This is a genomic window from Westiellopsis prolifica IICB1 (genome assembly GCF_004323185.1).
GTDB classification, from domain to species: Bacteria; Cyanobacteriota; Cyanobacteriia; order Cyanobacteriales; family Nostocaceae; genus Pelatocladus; species Pelatocladus prolificus_A.
The window spans coordinates 877,761-895,455 of the sequence record NZ_NAPS01000001.1; the positions used below are offsets into that span (position 1 = coordinate 877,761).

Consider the following 17,695-nt stretch of genomic DNA (forward strand, 5'->3'; position numbering starts at 1 on the left):
CACTCGTAAGTGATGGGCGTTTCAATAAAGCAGAAGACTTTAGAGAAACTTAGCTCATGTCGCAAGAACGAAAAATAGAAGAGAATTTACTATCTCAAGTAGCAGAGAATACCCTGTCTAAGCAGTTGGATGGAGCAGAAAAAATAGATGTAGATGTGCAAACAGATTTGCTAAAAATAGTTCAAGGACAAGCAGATACAGTTTCTTTTGCTGGAGAAGGTTTAGAAATTCAAGAAGTTCGCATACAAGAAATAGAAGTACAAACAGAGAACATTTCTATTAATCCTCTCCTTGCGATTTTTGGTCAAATTGAACTTGAACAACCTGTAAATACTACGGCTCGTATAGTTCTCAAAGAAGCAGATATTAACCATGCCTTGACCTCAGATTTTGTTCGTAGCAAAATCAAACACTTTGATTTGAGTGTGGATGGTGAAACTGTAAGTTTACAACCAGAAAAAATCCAAATTTCTTTACCTGGTGATAACATAATTCAACTAGATGGATTTGTGCAGCTTAAACAACCAGCTAATACTACCAAAGTTGGCTTTAGGGCAATGTTTAGCCCGCGTACTCTAGATAAACCCATCCTGATGAAAAGTTTTCACTGTAATCAAGGAGAGGGGATTTCTCTAAATATTGTCGTGGTATTATTGAACAAGATCAAAGAATTAGTTAATTTGCCATATATAGAAGTTGATAATGTATGGTTTCGGATTATTAATATGGAAGTGCAAAAAGGCAGCTTAGTTTTTTTGATTGAATCGAGAATGAAACAAATACCCACAATTTAGGATAATTTCAAATTAATTTGAAAGATAGAGGAACCCCTACTATCTAATTAAAAAATAGCAGGGGGGTTTTAAAGACCATCAGTGCGTTTACTTATTCTTAATTGTTTCTCACAAATATTATCTCTACCTTTTGATAGGAATAATTTTGATATTGTTTATTGATTGAGTTTGCTTGATATTAAAAAGTTATCTGGAATGTTAGAAATGAAATAGCAGCGCAAACTGGGTGGAATCACAATGAACGCACAGGAATGCAAATTAGGGTTAAAGGCGCACAAACAACATACGCATTTGAGGGATTGGTCATGGCCATTTTGGCCTGCTTTACCACTTTATCCTTATAGCAAACGACAGACACACTGCAATGAAGTCGTTGAGGACACGATCTGGACATTTGACCAGTTGCACGGTATTCTCTACACCATCGTTCCGATTCGGATGACCGTTGTCAGGCTGGAAACTGGTGGTTTGTTGGTCTATGCACCTGTTGCTCCCACCAAAGAGTGTATTGCGATGATCAATGAGTTGGTGGCAAGTTATGGTGATGTTAAGTATATAATTCTGCCCACCAGTTCTGGTTTAGAACACAAAATCTTCGTTGGCCCTTTTGCTAGATGTTTTCCCCAAGCGCAAGTTTTTGTTGCTCCCCATCAGTGGAGTTTTCCCTTCAATTTACCGTTGAGTTGGCTTGGCTTTCCCCCTGGACGCACTCACATTTTGCCAGAAAATCCTAGCCTTGCTCCAATGAGTAGTGAATTTGACTATGCAATCTTGGATATTGACTTGGGACGGGGATCTTTTGCAGAAGTTGCTTTTTTGCACAAGCGATCACGTACTTTACTGGTAACTGATTCTGTAGTGTCCATACCACAAGAACCACCCGCAATTTTTCAATTAGACCCCTATCCCTTATTGTTTCACGCCAGAGACAACGCCTTAGAGGCGATTGAAGATAACGAAGTAAACCGCCGCAAGGGATGGGAACGCATTTCATTATTTGCGATTTATTTCCGTCCCAGTACCTTGGAGACAATTGGATTAGGTCAAGCATTTCGCGATGCACTCAAAGCACCAAATCGTTCTAAAAAAGCATATTTTGGTGTATTTCCATTTCGATGGCAAGAAAATTGGCAACATTCATTTGAAGCTTTACGAAATCAAGGGCGTCCATTTGTTGCACCAATTTTACAAACTCTGATTTTCCCTCAAGACCCCACACAAGTACTCCACTGGGTTGAGCAAGTTGCTAATTGGGATTTTCAGCAAATTATTGCTTGTCACTTTGACTCACCAATTCAAGCTACTCCAGATCAATTTCGGCAAGCATTTGCTTTTCTTGAGCAGAAAGATTCTGTGGGCAAAAATCATTCTTTATCAACAGAAGATACTAAGTTTATCAGGGAACTTGAAGCAAATTTGATCAGATGGGGTATCGCTACACCACCCAAGGAGTTCGATAGATTGCATTAGCTCAACATCTCGCCCTCTCTCGCCCTCAAATAAATTTGCGGCTTATAGCCAAAACCCACTTGAAGTGGGTTAAAGAGTTTACTTAGTGACTTCAGCTTTCTCGACAGAGTTATTATCTACACCCAAAGTTAGCTGGAGAGGAGTATTTGATGGGTATGCTTTAACTACTTGCCGATAAACTTCGTAATTTGTGGGTAAAGTTTTTTGTTGAGAATCTACTGTATACGTGAGCTTATACTCTACAGATTTTAAGATTTCGGGTGTACTTGCTTGTTCTTGAGGTTTTTTTCGTTCTTCTACTTCCGACACTGAAGGTCGTGGTGGTAAAGTCGGCCACCATAAACCTTTGTCATCAGGGCCAATCACTGCTCCAGGAGGCTTGATTCCATTACGATTTAGCAAAGAAGCTGTAGCAAAGGTTTCAAAACGTGGTGATGCTTCATTAGCGAGGTCGTATGCATATTTCACTTGCCACGTATAAGTAGTTAACGCTGTGGCTTCGTACTGATTAGTAGTGAGAGTGCTGCAACTAGTAAGTGTGAGTGCTGTTGCTCCAAGCATCATCGAAAGCAAAAATCTCTTCATCAATTTTTCCAGAGCGATCGCGAACTGCCTAATATAACATCAACGAGACACGGAAAGAGAGTGTGGGGAGTGTGGGGGGAATTATTTAACAACTCTCTTCCCCATGCCCCATGCCCAATGCCCAATGCCCAATGCCCAATGCCCAATGCCCCATGCCCCATGCTCTATGCCCTCGGTGTCACCCTTACGAAAGATGTACCGTCGCTTAATCAAAGTTAATACAGGGAAGGAGAAACAAGAGATGATCAATCATGCAATTAAAGCCCATTAATCAGCAAGTAGTCTCGGTCGTTGGTGCTTCCAGTGGTATCGGTCGATTAACAGCATTGAAGTTTGCCAAACGTGGTGCCAAAGTAGTGGTTGCTGCCCGTAGCGAAGCGGGGCTAAAGTCTTTAGTAGATGAAATTCAAGGTTTTGGTGGTGAGGCTACGTATATAATCGCAGATGTAAGTGATCCTCAACAAGTCAAAGCGATCGCAGACAAAACGGTAGTCGAATATGGACGGTTGGATAGTTGGGTTCATCTTGCTGCTACAGGTATGATCGCCCCTTTTGAAAAAATCACACCAGAGGAATTTGAACGAGTCGTTGATGTTACTTTGATGGGACAGGTATATGGCGCAATGGCAGCATTACCTTATCTGAAAAAAGAGGGACGTGGGGCGTTAATTCATGTATCTTCAATGGAAGGTAGGCGGAGTTTGCCATTGCAAAGTCCCTACTCAACTGCTAAACATGGTTTGGAAGGTTTCTTAGATTCTTTGCGTGTTGAGTTACAGTACGAAAAATGGCCCATCAGTGTGACGTCGATTTTACCTGCAACAATCAATACACCTTTCTACAACAAGGTTGGCACTAAACTAGGGGTAAAGCCAACTGGTATACCACCCTACTACCAACCTGAGATCGTTGCTGATGCTATCCTTTACGCTGCTGAACATCCCATGCGTGATTTTATCGTTGGTGATGCTGGGAAGGCGTTAGATCTTTTACAAAAAATTTCACCTGCTCTTGCAGATACGCTGTTGGCGACGATTGCTTTTGCAGGACAACATACAGCTGAATCCAAGTCAGAAGACGATCCAAATAATGTTTTTGCACCAATTTCAGGCTACGATCGCGTAGAAGGAGACTTTAATCAGCTAGCAATACCCTCTTTCCTAGATTGGTTAGATATGAATCCACCGTTAAAGTGGGGAGTAGTAGCATTAGCCGCATTAGGCGTTGCTGCGTTTGTGGGCGGATGGCATAGTATCCGGGAAATTTGACAATGTAGGTATTGATTAGGCGTTTAGGTGTGGGGAATACATTAAATTTTTGCTTAACGGAGAGGGGGGGATTCGAACCCCCGTTAGGTTGCCCTAAAACGCATTTCGAGTGCGCCGCATTCAACCGCTCTGCCACCTCTCCAAAAGAGACTTATACTTAATTGATAGCTAAACTATAGCTATGCCTCTGCGATGATAGCATCATCTCATTATAGTTTCAATATAAATCACTTATTGACACTCCCACGGCTATCAAAAAATGTAGAGACGTGTCATGGCACGTCTGGTACAAAAAAATATGTTTCACTTTTAAAGGAAATTGGTATGACTTACTTATTGAGTAAATTATGATCAATTATTATTTAGAATGAATAAGATTATTACCACTTTGACTGAGAGCATCATTGCTTTTGCAGCTACTAATATTGACGATATCTTCATCTTATTGCTATTTTTTTCCCAAATAAATAATTCTTTTCGCCGTCGGCATATTTTTTTGGGTCAATATCTTGGTTTTACTCTTATTATTCTTGCTAGTTTACCAGGATTCTTTGGTGGTTTAGTAGTACCACGAGCCTGGATAGGTATATTGGGAATACTACCGATTGCAATTGGAATTAAACAATTATTCAGTCAAGAAACAGAAAGAATAGAGATTCAAACAGTGACAAGTGATTTCACTTCATCTGAAACTAATAACCCTCTGTTATCTTTTATTTCTAGTTTTATCAATCCTCAAACCTATAAAGTTGCTGCAATTACATTTGCTAACGGTGGTGACAATATTGGTATCTATATTCCATTGTTTGCCGGCATTAACTTTAATAGTTTACTAATTACTCTGGCAGTATTTTTTATTATGGTTGGCGTTTGGTGTGTTGTAGCTTATCTATTAGCTCGGCAAGTAACCATAGCCTCTGTTTTAAATCGCTATGGTGCTACTATTGTGCCTTTTGTATTAATTGGTTTAGGTTTTTATATCATGTATGAAAGAGGTACGTTTAGCTTATTAATACCAATTCTTCGTAAAGCTGCATAGAATTTTACACCTCCCCAACCCTCCCTGCGTGCGTGGAGGGTGCGCGTAGCGCGGGTGGGGTTCTTCTGTACCTCACAGGACTTACGCAAGATGTGAGCGAAAACCTTATTCTTGCGTAGCGGTAATTCATGAATTACCGCAAATGCGCGTTATGTTTTGCGTAAGTCCTGCCTCATTAAGATGAAATCTGCTGTAAGTAATCAAGCGAACCTGATATTAAGAATTAATTGAAACCAATTCTTCTAATTCTTCTAGTTCTTCTAGTTCTGGTTCAACTACCATTAAATGTTGCTCTAAAATTGCCAAATTACGAATATTAGACTTATAGAAAGCATCAAACAAATCACCCACTAAAGGCACTGTACCAACAACTGCTTCTAAACCAACATTAAAAATCATTTTGCTTAGATCTTGGCGTGGTATACCAAAGCGAGTAGCTAAATATATAATATAAGCCGAAAATCCTGTACTGATTAAATCGCCAGCACCAGGAACTAGACCAATAATGGGGTCTAATCCAATGCGAAAACCAATCAAAGGAATACGTATAGATGTATCCATCAGTTGGCTAAGTTTACGGATGCGATTGAGAGTAGCAAGGCGTTTCGCAGCGTCCATAATTGACTAAAGATTTACACTACTCTTAGATTGCACCAGTTTGATTCTAATCGTCTTGTATCGTAAGAAAGAGAGAACAGGGAATAGGGCATCGGGGATTGAGCATTGGGCATCGGGCATCGGGCATTGGTTATTCTCCTTTGTCTCCCTGCTCCCTGCTAAGAGCTCCCTGCTTCCTTGTCTCCCCACACTTCCCACACTCCCCACACTTCCTTGTCCTCCTTGTCTGTTTTAACCAAACTATCTATAATCCTGTCGCTGAATTTGGCGTAGACGGGCAGCATCACGCATGTTATATTCAGGGCGACAAAAACGATTTAATTGTGCTTCAAAAAATTCCCGATTTGCTTGTAAATGTTTGGGATTAGGATCATCTAATGGATATAAAAGTGCAGTTCGTAATGCTTGAATGACAGCAGAGGTAACATTGTACATTGATCTTTGGAAAGTAATTCCCAACTGAATCAACATATCATCTTCACCCCGACAATAATTTTTGTAATAATCCAGAAGATATTGGGGCAAGAAATGCAACATATCTTGCATTAAAAGTGTGGGTGGAATGCCAGCAGTTCCTACAGGAAATACATCGGCGTATAAAATACCGTAGTGGAAATCTTCTTGCTTTTCAGGGACTTGTCTGGCTTGAGCATTGTAAGATTTTGTACCTCTAAAGGGAGCGGTACGATAGAAAACAGCTTCTACATAGGGTAATGCTGCCTCATAAAGCCAGGTAAAACCCTTAGATTTGGGGATAATTTCGTAACATTCACCCCTGATATAAACATGATGATAAATGGGACGTCCGGCGATCGCAAAAATTCCATTGACCAAAAAATTCATCGCATCGGGGACACCTTTAAATCCGCCTTCGTCGTAGATGTCGGACATTTCAAAGAATACTGGTGCCATGACTTCCCAGAACAAGCCCAGGTTTGCATAATAAGACATCTGGCGGCACTGTTCCAAAAACATATCTGGAAACAGTTTATAAAGTCCTAGCATTAAGGGATTACCTTGGAAGTATGCCTTAATTGCGCGATCGGCATTGACTTTATATTCTTCACTATCCAGATAAGCATCAAATTGATTTACTGGCGCATACATTTTCCGGTGCCAAAGCATTGCGCGCATACAAGCTTCGGCAAATTCCATATTTACGCGATCATGAAACAAATGATGAAGTAATTTTGGCATTTTTAAGGTTTCACCCTTTTCCATAAATGCCAAAAGTTCGGGATGGGCTGTTGCTTCACCCCGCCAAATTCGCAAGTCAGCATCATCACCAGCATAATGATTATGGCGCTCTAAATACTCCTGAGAAATAAAGTATTTAAAAAAGGGAAAAGGATCTAAAAATACCTGTTCAGCAATATAAAGTAGATCACGCCAGTAGAAATCCATCGGCACTGCATAAGCTTTATAAATGCCGATAATTTGCATGAGGTTTTCTGGGGTATCTGGTAACATTGAACCGCCAGCTTCTAAACGATGAATGATTTCGGCAAATTCATGAGTAGAAGGCGGTAATTTAGTCGCTGGTTTTTCTGGAGTTTTTACCATATCAAGTTTATTTCAGAGCTATTTGTGGCGTAGTGGCTTTTTCGATGGGCGGAATCGTTGCAACCATTGCTGTTGTGGTTGGTTCAGTCCAACGTACTAACCAAGTTGGTTGTAGTCCTAAAAATAAGATCAAGGCTGACAGAATTAGGGCTGGCATTTTTTCGTGCCATTGGACTCGTGGGTAGTAGGCGAGGTTATTGTCGAGTTTACCAAAACAGGTACGGTTGAGGAGGATGACAAAGTAAACAGCTGTTAAACCTGTGGCAACTACACATAGTAGGGTAGAGATGGGGAAGACAGAGAAACTGCCTTGGAAAACGATAAATTCTGCAATGAATCCTGTCATTCCAGGAATACCCGCGCTAGCCATACCGCCTAAAACTAGTAAGGCGCTGATCAGAGGTAAACCGCGTACGGGACTCATTAAGCCATTGAGTTGATCTAACTCGCGGGTTCCCACCTTAGCTTCTACAACTCCGACTAAGTGGAAGAGAATGGCGAGAATAATACCATGGCTAACCATTTGGGCAACACCACCAACCAGGGCGAGGGGCGTACTAGCAGCCGCCGCGAGGAGAATGTAACCCATGTGACCGATGGAACTGTATGCTACCATGCGCTTGATGTCTTTTTGAGCGATCGCGGTTACTGCTCCATACATCGCACTAACGGCGCCCCAAATTGCCAAAGTGGGTGCGATGGTACTCCAAGCATCGGGAAACAACGCCATCCCAAACCGCAATATTCCGTAGGTTCCTAATTTTGCCAACACTCCACCAAGCAGAATGGCGATCGGTGCGGAAGCTTCTACATAAGCATCTGGTAGCCAAGTATGCAAAGGAATCAAGGGAATTTTTATCCCAAAACCGAGTATAATTCCGGCTAAGAGAACAATTTGCATTGCTGCCGATAGTGTCTGAGTAGAAATGGCATCGTAGTTAAAACTAGTAGAACCAGTCAGCCAAACAATACCCAAGAAGGAAGCCAGAATTAATGCGCCGGAAACAGCTGTGTAAATCAGAAACTTGATACCAGCATATGCCCTTCTTTGCCCACCCCAAATGCTAATTAGTAGATAAAAGGGTATTAATTCTAATTCGTAGAATAAGAAGAATAGCAGTAAATTCTCTGCTAAAAAAGCACCTGCTACTCCACCACTCACCAACAAAACTAGAGAGTAAAAAAGTCGAGGACGTTCTGTTTGTTGACTACTACTGTAAATTGCAATCCAAGTGAGCAAGCTATTTAAAACCAGAAGTAAGATAGAAAGTCCATCTACTCCAATCTGATAGCTTAAACCAAGAGTTTCAATCCAAGGAAGATACTCTTGTAACTGCATCCCTGGATTGTTGATATCAAATTTGAGTAAAAGGAAAAGATTCCACAACAGTACTATTCCAGAAGCAAATAATGCTCCTAAACGCACACGATTAGGAGAAAAACTTCCAGGTAATAAGGCGATGATAGCAGCCGCAAAAATCGGGAGCCAAATTAAAACACTGAGCATAATTTGGGATAGTAAAGATATGTTTTCAAACTTTGGTTGCCAATCAATAATTTTTAGGACTTACGCAAACTCTACGAATTCTTGGCGTTCTTGGCCTCTTGGCGGTTCCATAAATTAAGGATTTGGGAAATTTTTGCGTAAGTCCTGATTTTGATCAGATAAAAGCTTCTTTTGTTTGGGGTTAATCAAGAGATCGTAGTGAGGACTTTAGTCGTTTTTGAGCTAAGACAGCGCTCACTACAAACTTCTCAATTTTAGATTGTCAGATCACTATTAAAATTGCTAACTTACCATGGTGACTTTACCAGTATCTAAATCATAGTACCCACCAACAATTTTCAGCTTATTTTCTTTAATTAATTGAGCGAGAACGGTAGATTTTTTCAAATTTTCTACTTGAGCCAAAATGTTAGCTTTACAAGCATTTTCTAACTTGTCTCCAGGCTGATTTTTTGACTGTTCTATACCAGGTTTAATCGCCGCCAGTAAACTACCAATTTGACCAGGAACTTGAGCGCCTTTGATTGTGGCATCTACCGCACCACATCTTTCATGACCCACGACCATAATTACTTTGGAACCTAATACTAAGCTGCCAAATTCAAGACTGCCAGTTTCTTCTGATGTGGCAATATTGCCAGCTACACGACAGACAAATAAATCTCCAAATCCTTGATCAAAAATAATTTCTGAAGGAACACGAGAATCTGCACAACCAAGAATCGAAGCAAACGGTTTTTGACCTTTAGCAACTTCTACTAGACGTGTATAATTATTGCGGCTTTTTTGTTTTCTTTTGACAAATCTTTCATTACCTTCTATGAGTTCTTGTAATGCCTTGTCAGGAGATATATCATTGTTAGCAATTGCTTTTCTTGGAGAAAATAATTCCGAAGCAACTCCAGCTGTTAATACTCCTGTACCTACTGTTCCTGCGCCTAACTTCAGTAAATTTCTTCTGGAAAAAATGCCGCTCATTTAAGATGCTCCAACACCAAAATTAACAAAACAAAGCGAGACTAAAACATCATATCTAAAAACTGATTTCCCCAATAGGGCCAGGTGACGAATATTCCTAAAACCCCGACTCCTAAAAGGACAGTGAAGGCATAAAATTGGGTTTGTCCAGAGGTGCTATATTTGAGACTTTCGCCACCACCAATAGAAGCTAAACCAACTAGGTTAACAATACCATCAACTACAAAACGATCAACAATATCGGCGAGTTTAGAAATGAGGTCAACACTCAAAACAATGCTCATCCGATAGAGTTTGGGAGTGTAAAAATCGTAGGCGATTAAATCTTGTAAACCTTTCCAAGGTAGGCGAATTGGTTTTGGTACATTGCCCAAATAAATTGCACCGCTAATACTGCAACCAAAAATACTTGACCAAATTAAAAGTAGTGCAACATCTTTATTTAGATCAGCCCAACTCGGTAAAAGTGATAAACTTTGCAATATTAAAGGAAGATGTAAGGTAAAGGCCATTAAAATAATCATCGGTAGCGCCATTTGCCAGCTAACTTCGGGCGATCGCTCACTCATTTGCTTGGGTTTACTACCAAAAATCAGACAAAATTCTCTGGTTAAACTAAAAGCTGTCAAAGCATTAACTGCTATGACAATTCCAATCAGCCAAGGTTTTGTTGTCCACAGTCCATCTGCTAATTTCAACAAAGCCCAAAAGCTACCCAAGGGAGGAAAACCAATTAGCCCCAAAATACCGACTACATAGGCTAATCCAGATATTGGGCGACGTGACCATAGTCCACCCAACTGAGTGACATTTTGGGTAATACTGTTCCAGATCACAGCACCTGTACTCATCACCAGCAATGCTGCACTCAAAGCGTGGGTAAGTACTAGCAACAGTGCGGCTTCGTCTTGCTGTGTACCTACGGCGATAAATACCAAACCCAAGTAGGCACTGACAGAATAAGACAAACAGCGTTTAATATCAATTTGAGCGATCGCAATTAAGGAAGCACCGATTGCTGTGATTGCACCGATACCAATCATCGCCATAGAAACTATCGGCGATAAACTAAAAACAGGTTGTAGTTTAATTAGCACCCAAGCACCACTAGCAACTACTACCGAGTTACGCAAAATTGTACTGGGGACAGGGCCTTCCATTGCCTCATCTAACCACAAATGCAAGGGAAATTGAGCGCACTTACCCATTGGCCCAGCAATGAGTGCTAAACCTACTAGTGTAATTAGTGTTGGATCAACCTTAGCATTAGCTGACCACTCGGCTAATTCTGTATAATTCCAAGTTCCTGTTAGAGGCCAAATTGCTAGTACTCCCATCAATAGGAATAAGTCGCCAACCCGCTTGGTTAAGAACGCATCTCTCGCACCAGTGACTACTAAAGGTTGGCTAAACCACAACCCAACTAGTAAGTAGGTTCCTAGAGTCAGGACTTCCAGAATTACATAGCTAAAGAATAAGTTGTTGCACAAAGCAAGAGCGCATAGTCCCGCTTCAAATAATCCCAATAAAGAATAAAAACGTCCCCAACCCCAGTCCATTTCCATGTAGCCAATGGCATAAATCTGTGCTAGCAAATTTAAGCCACAAACTACGATCATTGCGCCAATACTGATCGAAGATATTTCTAAATCAATGGACAGGTTTAAACCCGCAGTATTCAACCAAGGTATAAATACTTGATAAGCTGGTTGGTTCCAAGTTCCAGGGAATGCCAAAGTAGCGTGAATAAAGGCTAAAAATGTCATGATCAAATTGACATAACCTGCTGGTCTTGGCCCTGTACGCCTGATTATTCCCGGCGACCAAGGCACAGCCAAAAGCCCACCTGTTAAGGCATATAAGGGTATCAACCAAACCGTCTCAAGCAGGAATTGAGTCATTAACTCACCTCTAAATTTACAGCAAAACAAAATAGCGGTTGTCAAAACACAACCGTTACTTCCAGGCAACGTCGCTATGGGAATTTAAACAAATTTATATTTGTTTAATCTTGTTAAAAATAGATTATCCTTAATAGCTCTCAAAATGGAATTATTTACCTAGACAATTCAACGATAGTTACTGTAAAAAATTCTTATATATCTTTTTTTAAATAGTTATTATTGATTTAAATCTATGATACGAAATATTACATCAAATCAAAGTTTCTCCTCTGTTTTTCTTTACATACTTTTACCAGGTCTGTTTCAGATAATGTAACAAATGTCAACCATAAAATAAAATAAAATAAAGATACTATGGTAACTATTAATTTTAACTTATAGGTTTGATACTCCCCACCTTCAAGGGCGGGGGAGTAGGGATTAGGGAATAGATTTTCATTCTTGGTGGTGAAATTTTTTCATTGGGACTGCTCTGTGTCCTCTGCGTTTCTTTATAAAGAGATTGAAATATTTACCAAATAACTTAAATAGCCAATATTTAACAATAGATTGTTCTTGCTTGAGCTTTTTTAGTAGCTTATGCAGAATTTGTGGTTTAATCTTTTCATATTCTGTTTTCAAAATAGCTTTGCTTCCTCTAAGCGAAATCAAAGTATTGGAATTTTGGCTATGCTCTAACCACTCTCTGAGTTGCTGACACTGGCTTGCGGTCAGAGTTAAAGTGATAACGTTAACGCAGACTTTGGGATCTTCCAATGCAAAAAAAAGTAGATGATAGTAGCCAGTATTCGCCAAAGTTTGAACGATTTTTTGTCCTTGAGGATCTTTTAAATCTAAAAAATAAGATAACCATCTTGTCAATTGAACTTGATCATCAGATAAAACTGTGACCCATAACACCACTGGGTATAAATTTTTTTGAAAAACAAATTCTGTATAATTATTTTTATCTAAAATTTTATTGATTTCTTTTTGAGATAACATTGCCCAAAAAGTAGGTACATTTCCATGTTGTGTGAGTAGTAAATGTGGAAAACAAATTGGAGCTATTGGTTGATTTTTCGGCCAAGTCTTCTGTAAGCAAATTTTTTCTGATAATGAAGTTACAGGTACTAGCTGTACTAATTCCGGAGTTGGAATATTTTTCTTGTTTTCAACAACAAGATTATTAGATTTATGCTGTAACTGTTCTAGACTTAATAAGATTTGTTTAATATTTGCGGGGCGATTGCTTACTTCTTTGGCCAAGCAACTCATGACTAATTTTTTGAGTTCCTTGGGTATATTCATCTGAGGTACAAACTCTTCAAGCAGAGGCGGTATTTCAAAGCGATGAGCTTGATACCATTCACTGAAAGAATTACTTTTTATCTGGAATGGATGTTTTCCTGTTAACATTTCAAACATCAACACTCCCAAGCTGTAGATATCAGAACGCACATCTAAGAGTTTGTGTCCTTCCATATGTTCTGGAGAACAATAAGCTAAACTGCCAATAAAAGGCTCAGTCAATGTCATACCGGAACGATCAGTCAAAAATTTAGCAATCCCGAAATCTAAAATTTTTACAACCTCATCTTTATTATTTTGGATGATAAATATATTTTCTGGTTTAATATCTCGGTGAATGACTGGACAAATCTCTCCTTTAATGCTTACACCTTGATGAGCGCATTGTAAACCTAAACAAATTTGATAACAAATTTCTAAAAATTTTGAGATTTTGAAAGATTCATTTTTGAGAATTTGTTTGAGATTTTTACCTTGGAGATACTCCATAACATAATAGGGAATTTTATCTTCAGTCACACCATAACTAAATACTCGAATGATGTGTTTACTTTTTCGTCCTAGTTGAGCACCAATGAAAATTTCTTTGGCGAAGCCTTGAGACAATTGTTGATTAGCCAAATTCATTGACAATATCTTAACTGCAACTGATATACCACCTTTTGCAATGTCTTCTGCTAGGTAGACTCTACCCATCCCACCTTTCCCAATTAAATCTCTGATGAGATAACGATTGTTGAGTAGCTTGCCAATGTAATTATCTAATTCTATTTTTTTGATGAGATTATTATTCAGTTTATTTTGCAACATAAAGTAAGTGCTTTTTTAGGTATTAATAAATTTAAAAATAATGTATTCAACTACTAGATTTGTATAAACCCAAAAATTATAGTTATTGAAAATTACTTTTTTAATATGAAACTCAAAATAAATAATGTAAAAGTTAGACAAAAAATCATATCGCAAAAATATGTAAATACTAGTAAGACTGGTTTAACATATTTATGACATGACAACTATGAGAAATTTCACTGAAACTCAACAGCAGTTAACTAATTCTTGCAATAAAATAAGTGGATACACTGAATTAACGTGAGTTCGATGGATTTAATTAGTAGCCTAAAATCGCCCCTCAAATAAATTTGGGATTAATAGCAAAAACCCACTTTAAGTGGGTTAGGGAGTTATTCATTCAGTCTAGTTTTAGTAGGCTTAGTTTATGAGCCGCACAGTTTACTTGCGGGTGATCATATTTATCGAATTTACATTGAATTAATGATCAATGGGTTAATTGTTGGTGTTGATTGTTCCAACAACCAACAATCAATAACCACCAACCAACAACTATGACTTACACTCTAAAGACTCTTTGGTAGACACACCCGTTTTAGAATTTACACCACTTGCTTTAGCACAAAGTTTTTTCAACTCAGAACCATCTAAAACTGCATTAGTGAAATCAGTACCTGTGATGTCAACATTATCAAAAGTGGAATAGAGCAACATTGTGTCTGTAAAAATTGCATCACTTAAATCAGCATTGCGAAAATCAACTAAATAAGCAATGCCATTGGTAAAATCAGCACCATGCAAATTTGCTTTTTCTAAGTATGCACTATTAAAAACAACACCTCGTAAATCAGCATTGCTAAAATTTGCCTGATCCAACTTTACCTTGGCAAACTCCTCGCCAATTAAGGTTTGACCAGAAAAATCGGTGTTACTCATTGGTTTATAGCCTGCAAAACGGCTGCTAGAAAATTTTGCTGCTTCTGCGGATAGGGGAAACAACAGCAGCACCATAGCTAAGATGAAGGGAGCTAATACTCGCCAAGACTTCATAATGTTAACTTAATAAATCTCAACATTTCTACCATTCATTATTAAACATAATGGGTTGAAGATAATTTCTGAACCTACCAAAATCCAGTCTCTCACTAGTAGCGTAGGTGAAGCCCTCTCCATTAGCGATCGCCACCCATTACCCGGCGCCAATTATACCGATTCCACTCGTAAATACCCTGAATTTCATACTCAGCACCGTTATGAAAGCGAACAATGCAATTAATACAAGATCCATTGCCATTTTGAGTTTCATCAACTTAAATGACAATGCAGGGAAACCATTCCCGTGGACAGGGACCATCATCTTGTACCCATTCCCACAGAGCATTGCAGACTTCAATGCGATCGCCTACTTTCACCAAGCCACTACTCTACCTTGAAGCGCAGGGTAATCCAAAATCTAAAATCTAAAATCCAAAATGGTATTACCCCCCTGCTACAGGTGTAATAGGTACAATTATGTTTTCCTGATTTGGCTCTTCATTTAGGGGTGTAGCAGGTACAATYGTYWTTTGCTGATTTGGCTCTTCAKTTWSRGGTGTAGYAGGTACAATYGTYWTTTGCTGATTTGRCTYTKMMTCTTCGGTGCTGGGTGTAGCAGGTACAATCGTTTTTTGCTGATTTGGTTCTTCAGTTTCAGGTATTGTAGGTACAATTGTCATCTGCTGATTTGGCTCTTCAGTTAGGGGTGTAGCAGGTACAATCATCATTTGTTGGTTTGACTCTTCGGTGCTGGGTGTAGTCGGTTGGGGATTACTCTGGATTGGAGATGGAGATGACTGTGATTCAGTTTCAGGTGTTGGAGGTGTAGATGGTTGAATTTCCTCCTGGTTTATAGTTGGAGATGGCTGTGATTCAGTTTCAGGTGTTGGAGGTGTAGATGGTTGAATTTCCTCTTCCTCCTGGGTTGGTGGGGGAGGTGTTTGGGACTCACTTTCGGTTGGAGGTGGAGGAGTAAATGGTTGAATTTCCTCCTTAGCTGGAGTGGGAAATGGTTGTGATTCGCTTTCTGTTGGAGGTGGTGTGAAAAGTTTAATTTCTTCCTTAACAACAGGTGGAGATGATTTTGTGTTGTTTTTGCTTGGGGATGGAGATGAGGTTGGTGTACTTGCAGGCGAATTCAATTCACGCTGCGGTGTGAACATTGATGGTGAAATGGTCGGTGAAGTGGTAAAGAAATTTTTGCTGCGTTTATTCGCTGGTGTTGATGGTGAAGCTTGTGGTTTGTTTTTGATTGTTTCGACTGCTGGATTGGTGGTTTTGGTTGGTTGATTTTCCTGCAAAGAAAATGGTAAAAAACGTTCACCAATAATCACTAAACTAAACCCAACCCCAATCAGACTAAATAACCCCAAAGTTTTAATTCCTTGAGTCTGCGGTTTAGAAGACGATGAACTAGATGAAGTTTTGACTTTAGCTGGCGGTATTTGCTGTATTGTTGATGGTGGTGGCAATGGTGCTTGGAGTGCTTGTAAAACTTCTGCTGCTGTTTGATACCGCTCTTTGAAGTTACAACGCACCATTTTGTTTAAAACATTTGCCAACTCATTGCTAATATTGACCAAATTACGCCAAACCACTTCTCCATCCAAAGGATCAGTAGCTAGCTTACGTGGTTGTACACCTGTTAAAGCTTGAATTCCTAGCATTCCCACTGCATAGATATCGCTACACAGTCTTGGTTTACCATTGGCTTGTTCGTTTGGAATGTAGCCTGGTGTACCGATGACAATGGTTGAGTTTACCTCACCTTCAGTATTGGTTGCTAAACTTTTAATTTCTTTGACGGAACCAAAATCAATCAAGACGATTTTTCCGTCTTGACGACGCATGATATTTTGCAATTTTATATCTCGGTGGATGACGCCATGTTCATGGACAACCACCAAAACTTCTAGTATTTCTTGTAGGAGTTTTAGTACTTGAGCTTCACTGAGCTGTTTACCAGAAATAATCTCTTTAGTTAGGTCATGTCCATCTACAAATTCCTGTACCAAATAAAATTCCTCATTTTCTTCAAAATGAGCTAAAAGTTCCGGAATTTGGTCATGACGCTTACCTAGTCGATACAGAATCTCTGCTTCTTGGTTGAATAGTCTTTTAGCAATCTGCAAGATTTCTGGATTAGGGTTGCGAGTTTTGAGATGCTTAACAACGCATTGGGGATTACCAGGTAAATCCATGTCTTCGGCCAGAAAGGTATCACCAAATCCGCCGCTTCCCAGCTTATTAATGATTCTGTAGCGATTCCGGAGAACTTTGCCGAAGAGCATCTACTTCACCTAAACGGAATTTACATGCCCATTATTGGACGATAACTCTATTAATTTTTACAAAAAAAGTCTTTTTAAGAAACTTATTTTGAGAGGATCTTTAAAAATATTATTTTATGTTCTTAATGGTTAGATTTGAAGCTATTGTTACTAATATACATTGCTGTAAAGCTTATTTTTAAGTATTTTTACTTGATTAAATCTGTAATTTCAGTCTTGATAAATCCCCATTTTCTGAGCATTATTGTGCTAATAATAAACAAAATCAGAGATTTAGAGTGATTTGAGATAAATAGAAAATATATAGTTTTATTTTTTACACATAAAATATTTATACCGCATTAACAAATATCTATATATCTCTTTTTTGTTATACAAATTCTCTATGACATACGATTTCTAAAATAAATATTAAGTATGAAAGCCATTCCAGTGGACGCTTACCCTGCTCAGAATTATCAGTCATCGAGAAAAATTGCCCCATGCCCCATGCCCCATGCCCAATACCCCATGCCCCATGCCCAATGCCCAATGCCCAATGCCCAATGCCCAACACCAGTG

The 17,695-nt window shown here is 39.1% G+C and carries 12 protein-coding genes, 1 tRNA gene and 3 pseudogenes; 4 read left to right on the top strand and 12 right to left on the bottom strand.

Going from position 1 to position 17,695, the window contains the following annotated elements; translation table 11 throughout:
- The first annotated feature begins 56 nt into the window (after positions 1-56).
- Positions 57-794: an LmeA family phospholipid-binding protein gene (locus tag B4U84_RS03785; RefSeq protein WP_131115629.1), complete on the top strand. Its 738-nt coding sequence runs from the start codon at positions 57-59 to the stop codon at positions 792-794.
- Between the two features lie 237 nt (positions 795-1,031).
- On the top strand, positions 1,032-2,264 hold the full coding sequence (locus tag B4U84_RS03790; protein ID WP_131115631.1) for a DUF4336 domain-containing protein: 1,233 nt from the start codon (positions 1,032-1,034) through the stop codon (positions 2,262-2,264).
- Positions 2,265-2,342: 78 nt separating this feature from the next.
- On the opposite strand, the gene B4U84_RS03795 is transcribed toward B4U84_RS03790, so the two are convergent.
- Positions 2,343-2,849 (bottom strand): hypothetical protein, encoded by a 507-nt coding sequence (locus B4U84_RS03795; protein ID WP_131115633.1) that lies wholly within the window; start codon positions 2,847-2,849, stop codon positions 2,343-2,345.
- A gap of 251 nt (positions 2,850-3,100) precedes the next feature.
- Between B4U84_RS03795 and B4U84_RS03800 the strand changes: the two genes are divergently transcribed.
- The gene (locus B4U84_RS03800) at positions 3,101-4,117 is read left to right on the top strand and encodes an SDR family oxidoreductase (protein ID WP_131115635.1); all 1,017 of its coding nucleotides are present in this window, start codon (positions 3,101-3,103) and stop codon (positions 4,115-4,117) included.
- Positions 4,118-4,174: 57 nt separating this feature from the next.
- Here B4U84_RS03800 and B4U84_RS03805 read toward each other — a convergent pair.
- Positions 4,175-4,259, bottom strand: a tRNA-Ser gene (locus B4U84_RS03805).
- A gap of 225 nt (positions 4,260-4,484) precedes the next feature.
- Between B4U84_RS03805 and B4U84_RS03810 the strand changes: the two genes are divergently transcribed.
- Positions 4,485-5,156, top strand: a complete 672-nt coding sequence (locus B4U84_RS03810) for a cadmium resistance transporter (RefSeq protein ID WP_131115637.1) — start codon at positions 4,485-4,487, stop codon at positions 5,154-5,156.
- Between the two features lie 216 nt (positions 5,157-5,372).
- On the opposite strand, the gene B4U84_RS03815 is transcribed toward B4U84_RS03810, so the two are convergent.
- The 10 genes and pseudogenes from B4U84_RS03815 to B4U84_RS31100 form a co-directional block, all read right to left on the bottom strand.
- Positions 5,373-5,774, bottom strand: a complete 402-nt coding sequence (locus tag B4U84_RS03815) for a DUF4112 domain-containing protein (protein ID WP_131115639.1) — start codon at positions 5,772-5,774, stop codon at positions 5,373-5,375.
- A gap of 240 nt (positions 5,775-6,014) precedes the next feature.
- Positions 6,015-7,337 (bottom strand): CO2 hydration protein CupA, encoded by a 1,323-nt coding sequence (locus B4U84_RS03825; RefSeq protein ID WP_131115643.1) that lies wholly within the window; start codon positions 7,335-7,337, stop codon positions 6,015-6,017.
- A 7-nt stretch (positions 7,338-7,344) separates the two neighbouring features.
- A complete protein-coding gene (locus B4U84_RS03830; protein WP_131115644.1) occupies positions 7,345-8,844 on the bottom strand; it encodes an NADH-quinone oxidoreductase subunit M in 1,500 nt (499 codons plus the stop codon).
- Positions 8,845-9,126: 282 nt separating this feature from the next.
- A complete protein-coding gene (locus B4U84_RS03835) occupies positions 9,127-9,822 on the bottom strand; it encodes a carbonic anhydrase (RefSeq protein WP_131115646.1) in 696 nt (231 codons plus the stop codon).
- A 41-nt stretch (positions 9,823-9,863) separates the two neighbouring features.
- Positions 9,864-11,723: an NAD(P)H-quinone oxidoreductase subunit F gene (locus tag B4U84_RS03840; protein ID WP_131115648.1), complete on the bottom strand. Its 1,860-nt coding sequence runs from the start codon at positions 11,721-11,723 to the stop codon at positions 9,864-9,866.
- 438 nt (positions 11,724-12,161) lie between these two features.
- The gene (locus B4U84_RS03845) at positions 12,162-13,826 is read right to left on the bottom strand and encodes a serine/threonine protein kinase (RefSeq protein ID WP_017309693.1); all 1,665 of its coding nucleotides are present in this window, start codon (positions 13,824-13,826) and stop codon (positions 12,162-12,164) included.
- 534 nt (positions 13,827-14,360) lie between these two features.
- Complete coding sequence (locus tag B4U84_RS03850) at positions 14,361-14,858, bottom strand: pentapeptide repeat-containing protein (protein WP_017309692.1); 498 nt, start codon at positions 14,856-14,858, stop codon at positions 14,361-14,363.
- Between the two features lie 122 nt (positions 14,859-14,980).
- A pseudogene (locus B4U84_RS03855) lies at positions 14,981-15,220 on the bottom strand (hypothetical protein); the annotation flags it as partial.
- Positions 15,221-15,286: 66 nt separating this feature from the next.
- A pseudogene (locus B4U84_RS03860) lies at positions 15,287-17,134 on the bottom strand (protein kinase domain-containing protein).
- 370 nt (positions 17,135-17,504) lie between these two features.
- Positions 17,505-17,695: pseudogene (locus tag B4U84_RS31100) on the bottom strand (hypothetical protein); the annotation flags it as partial.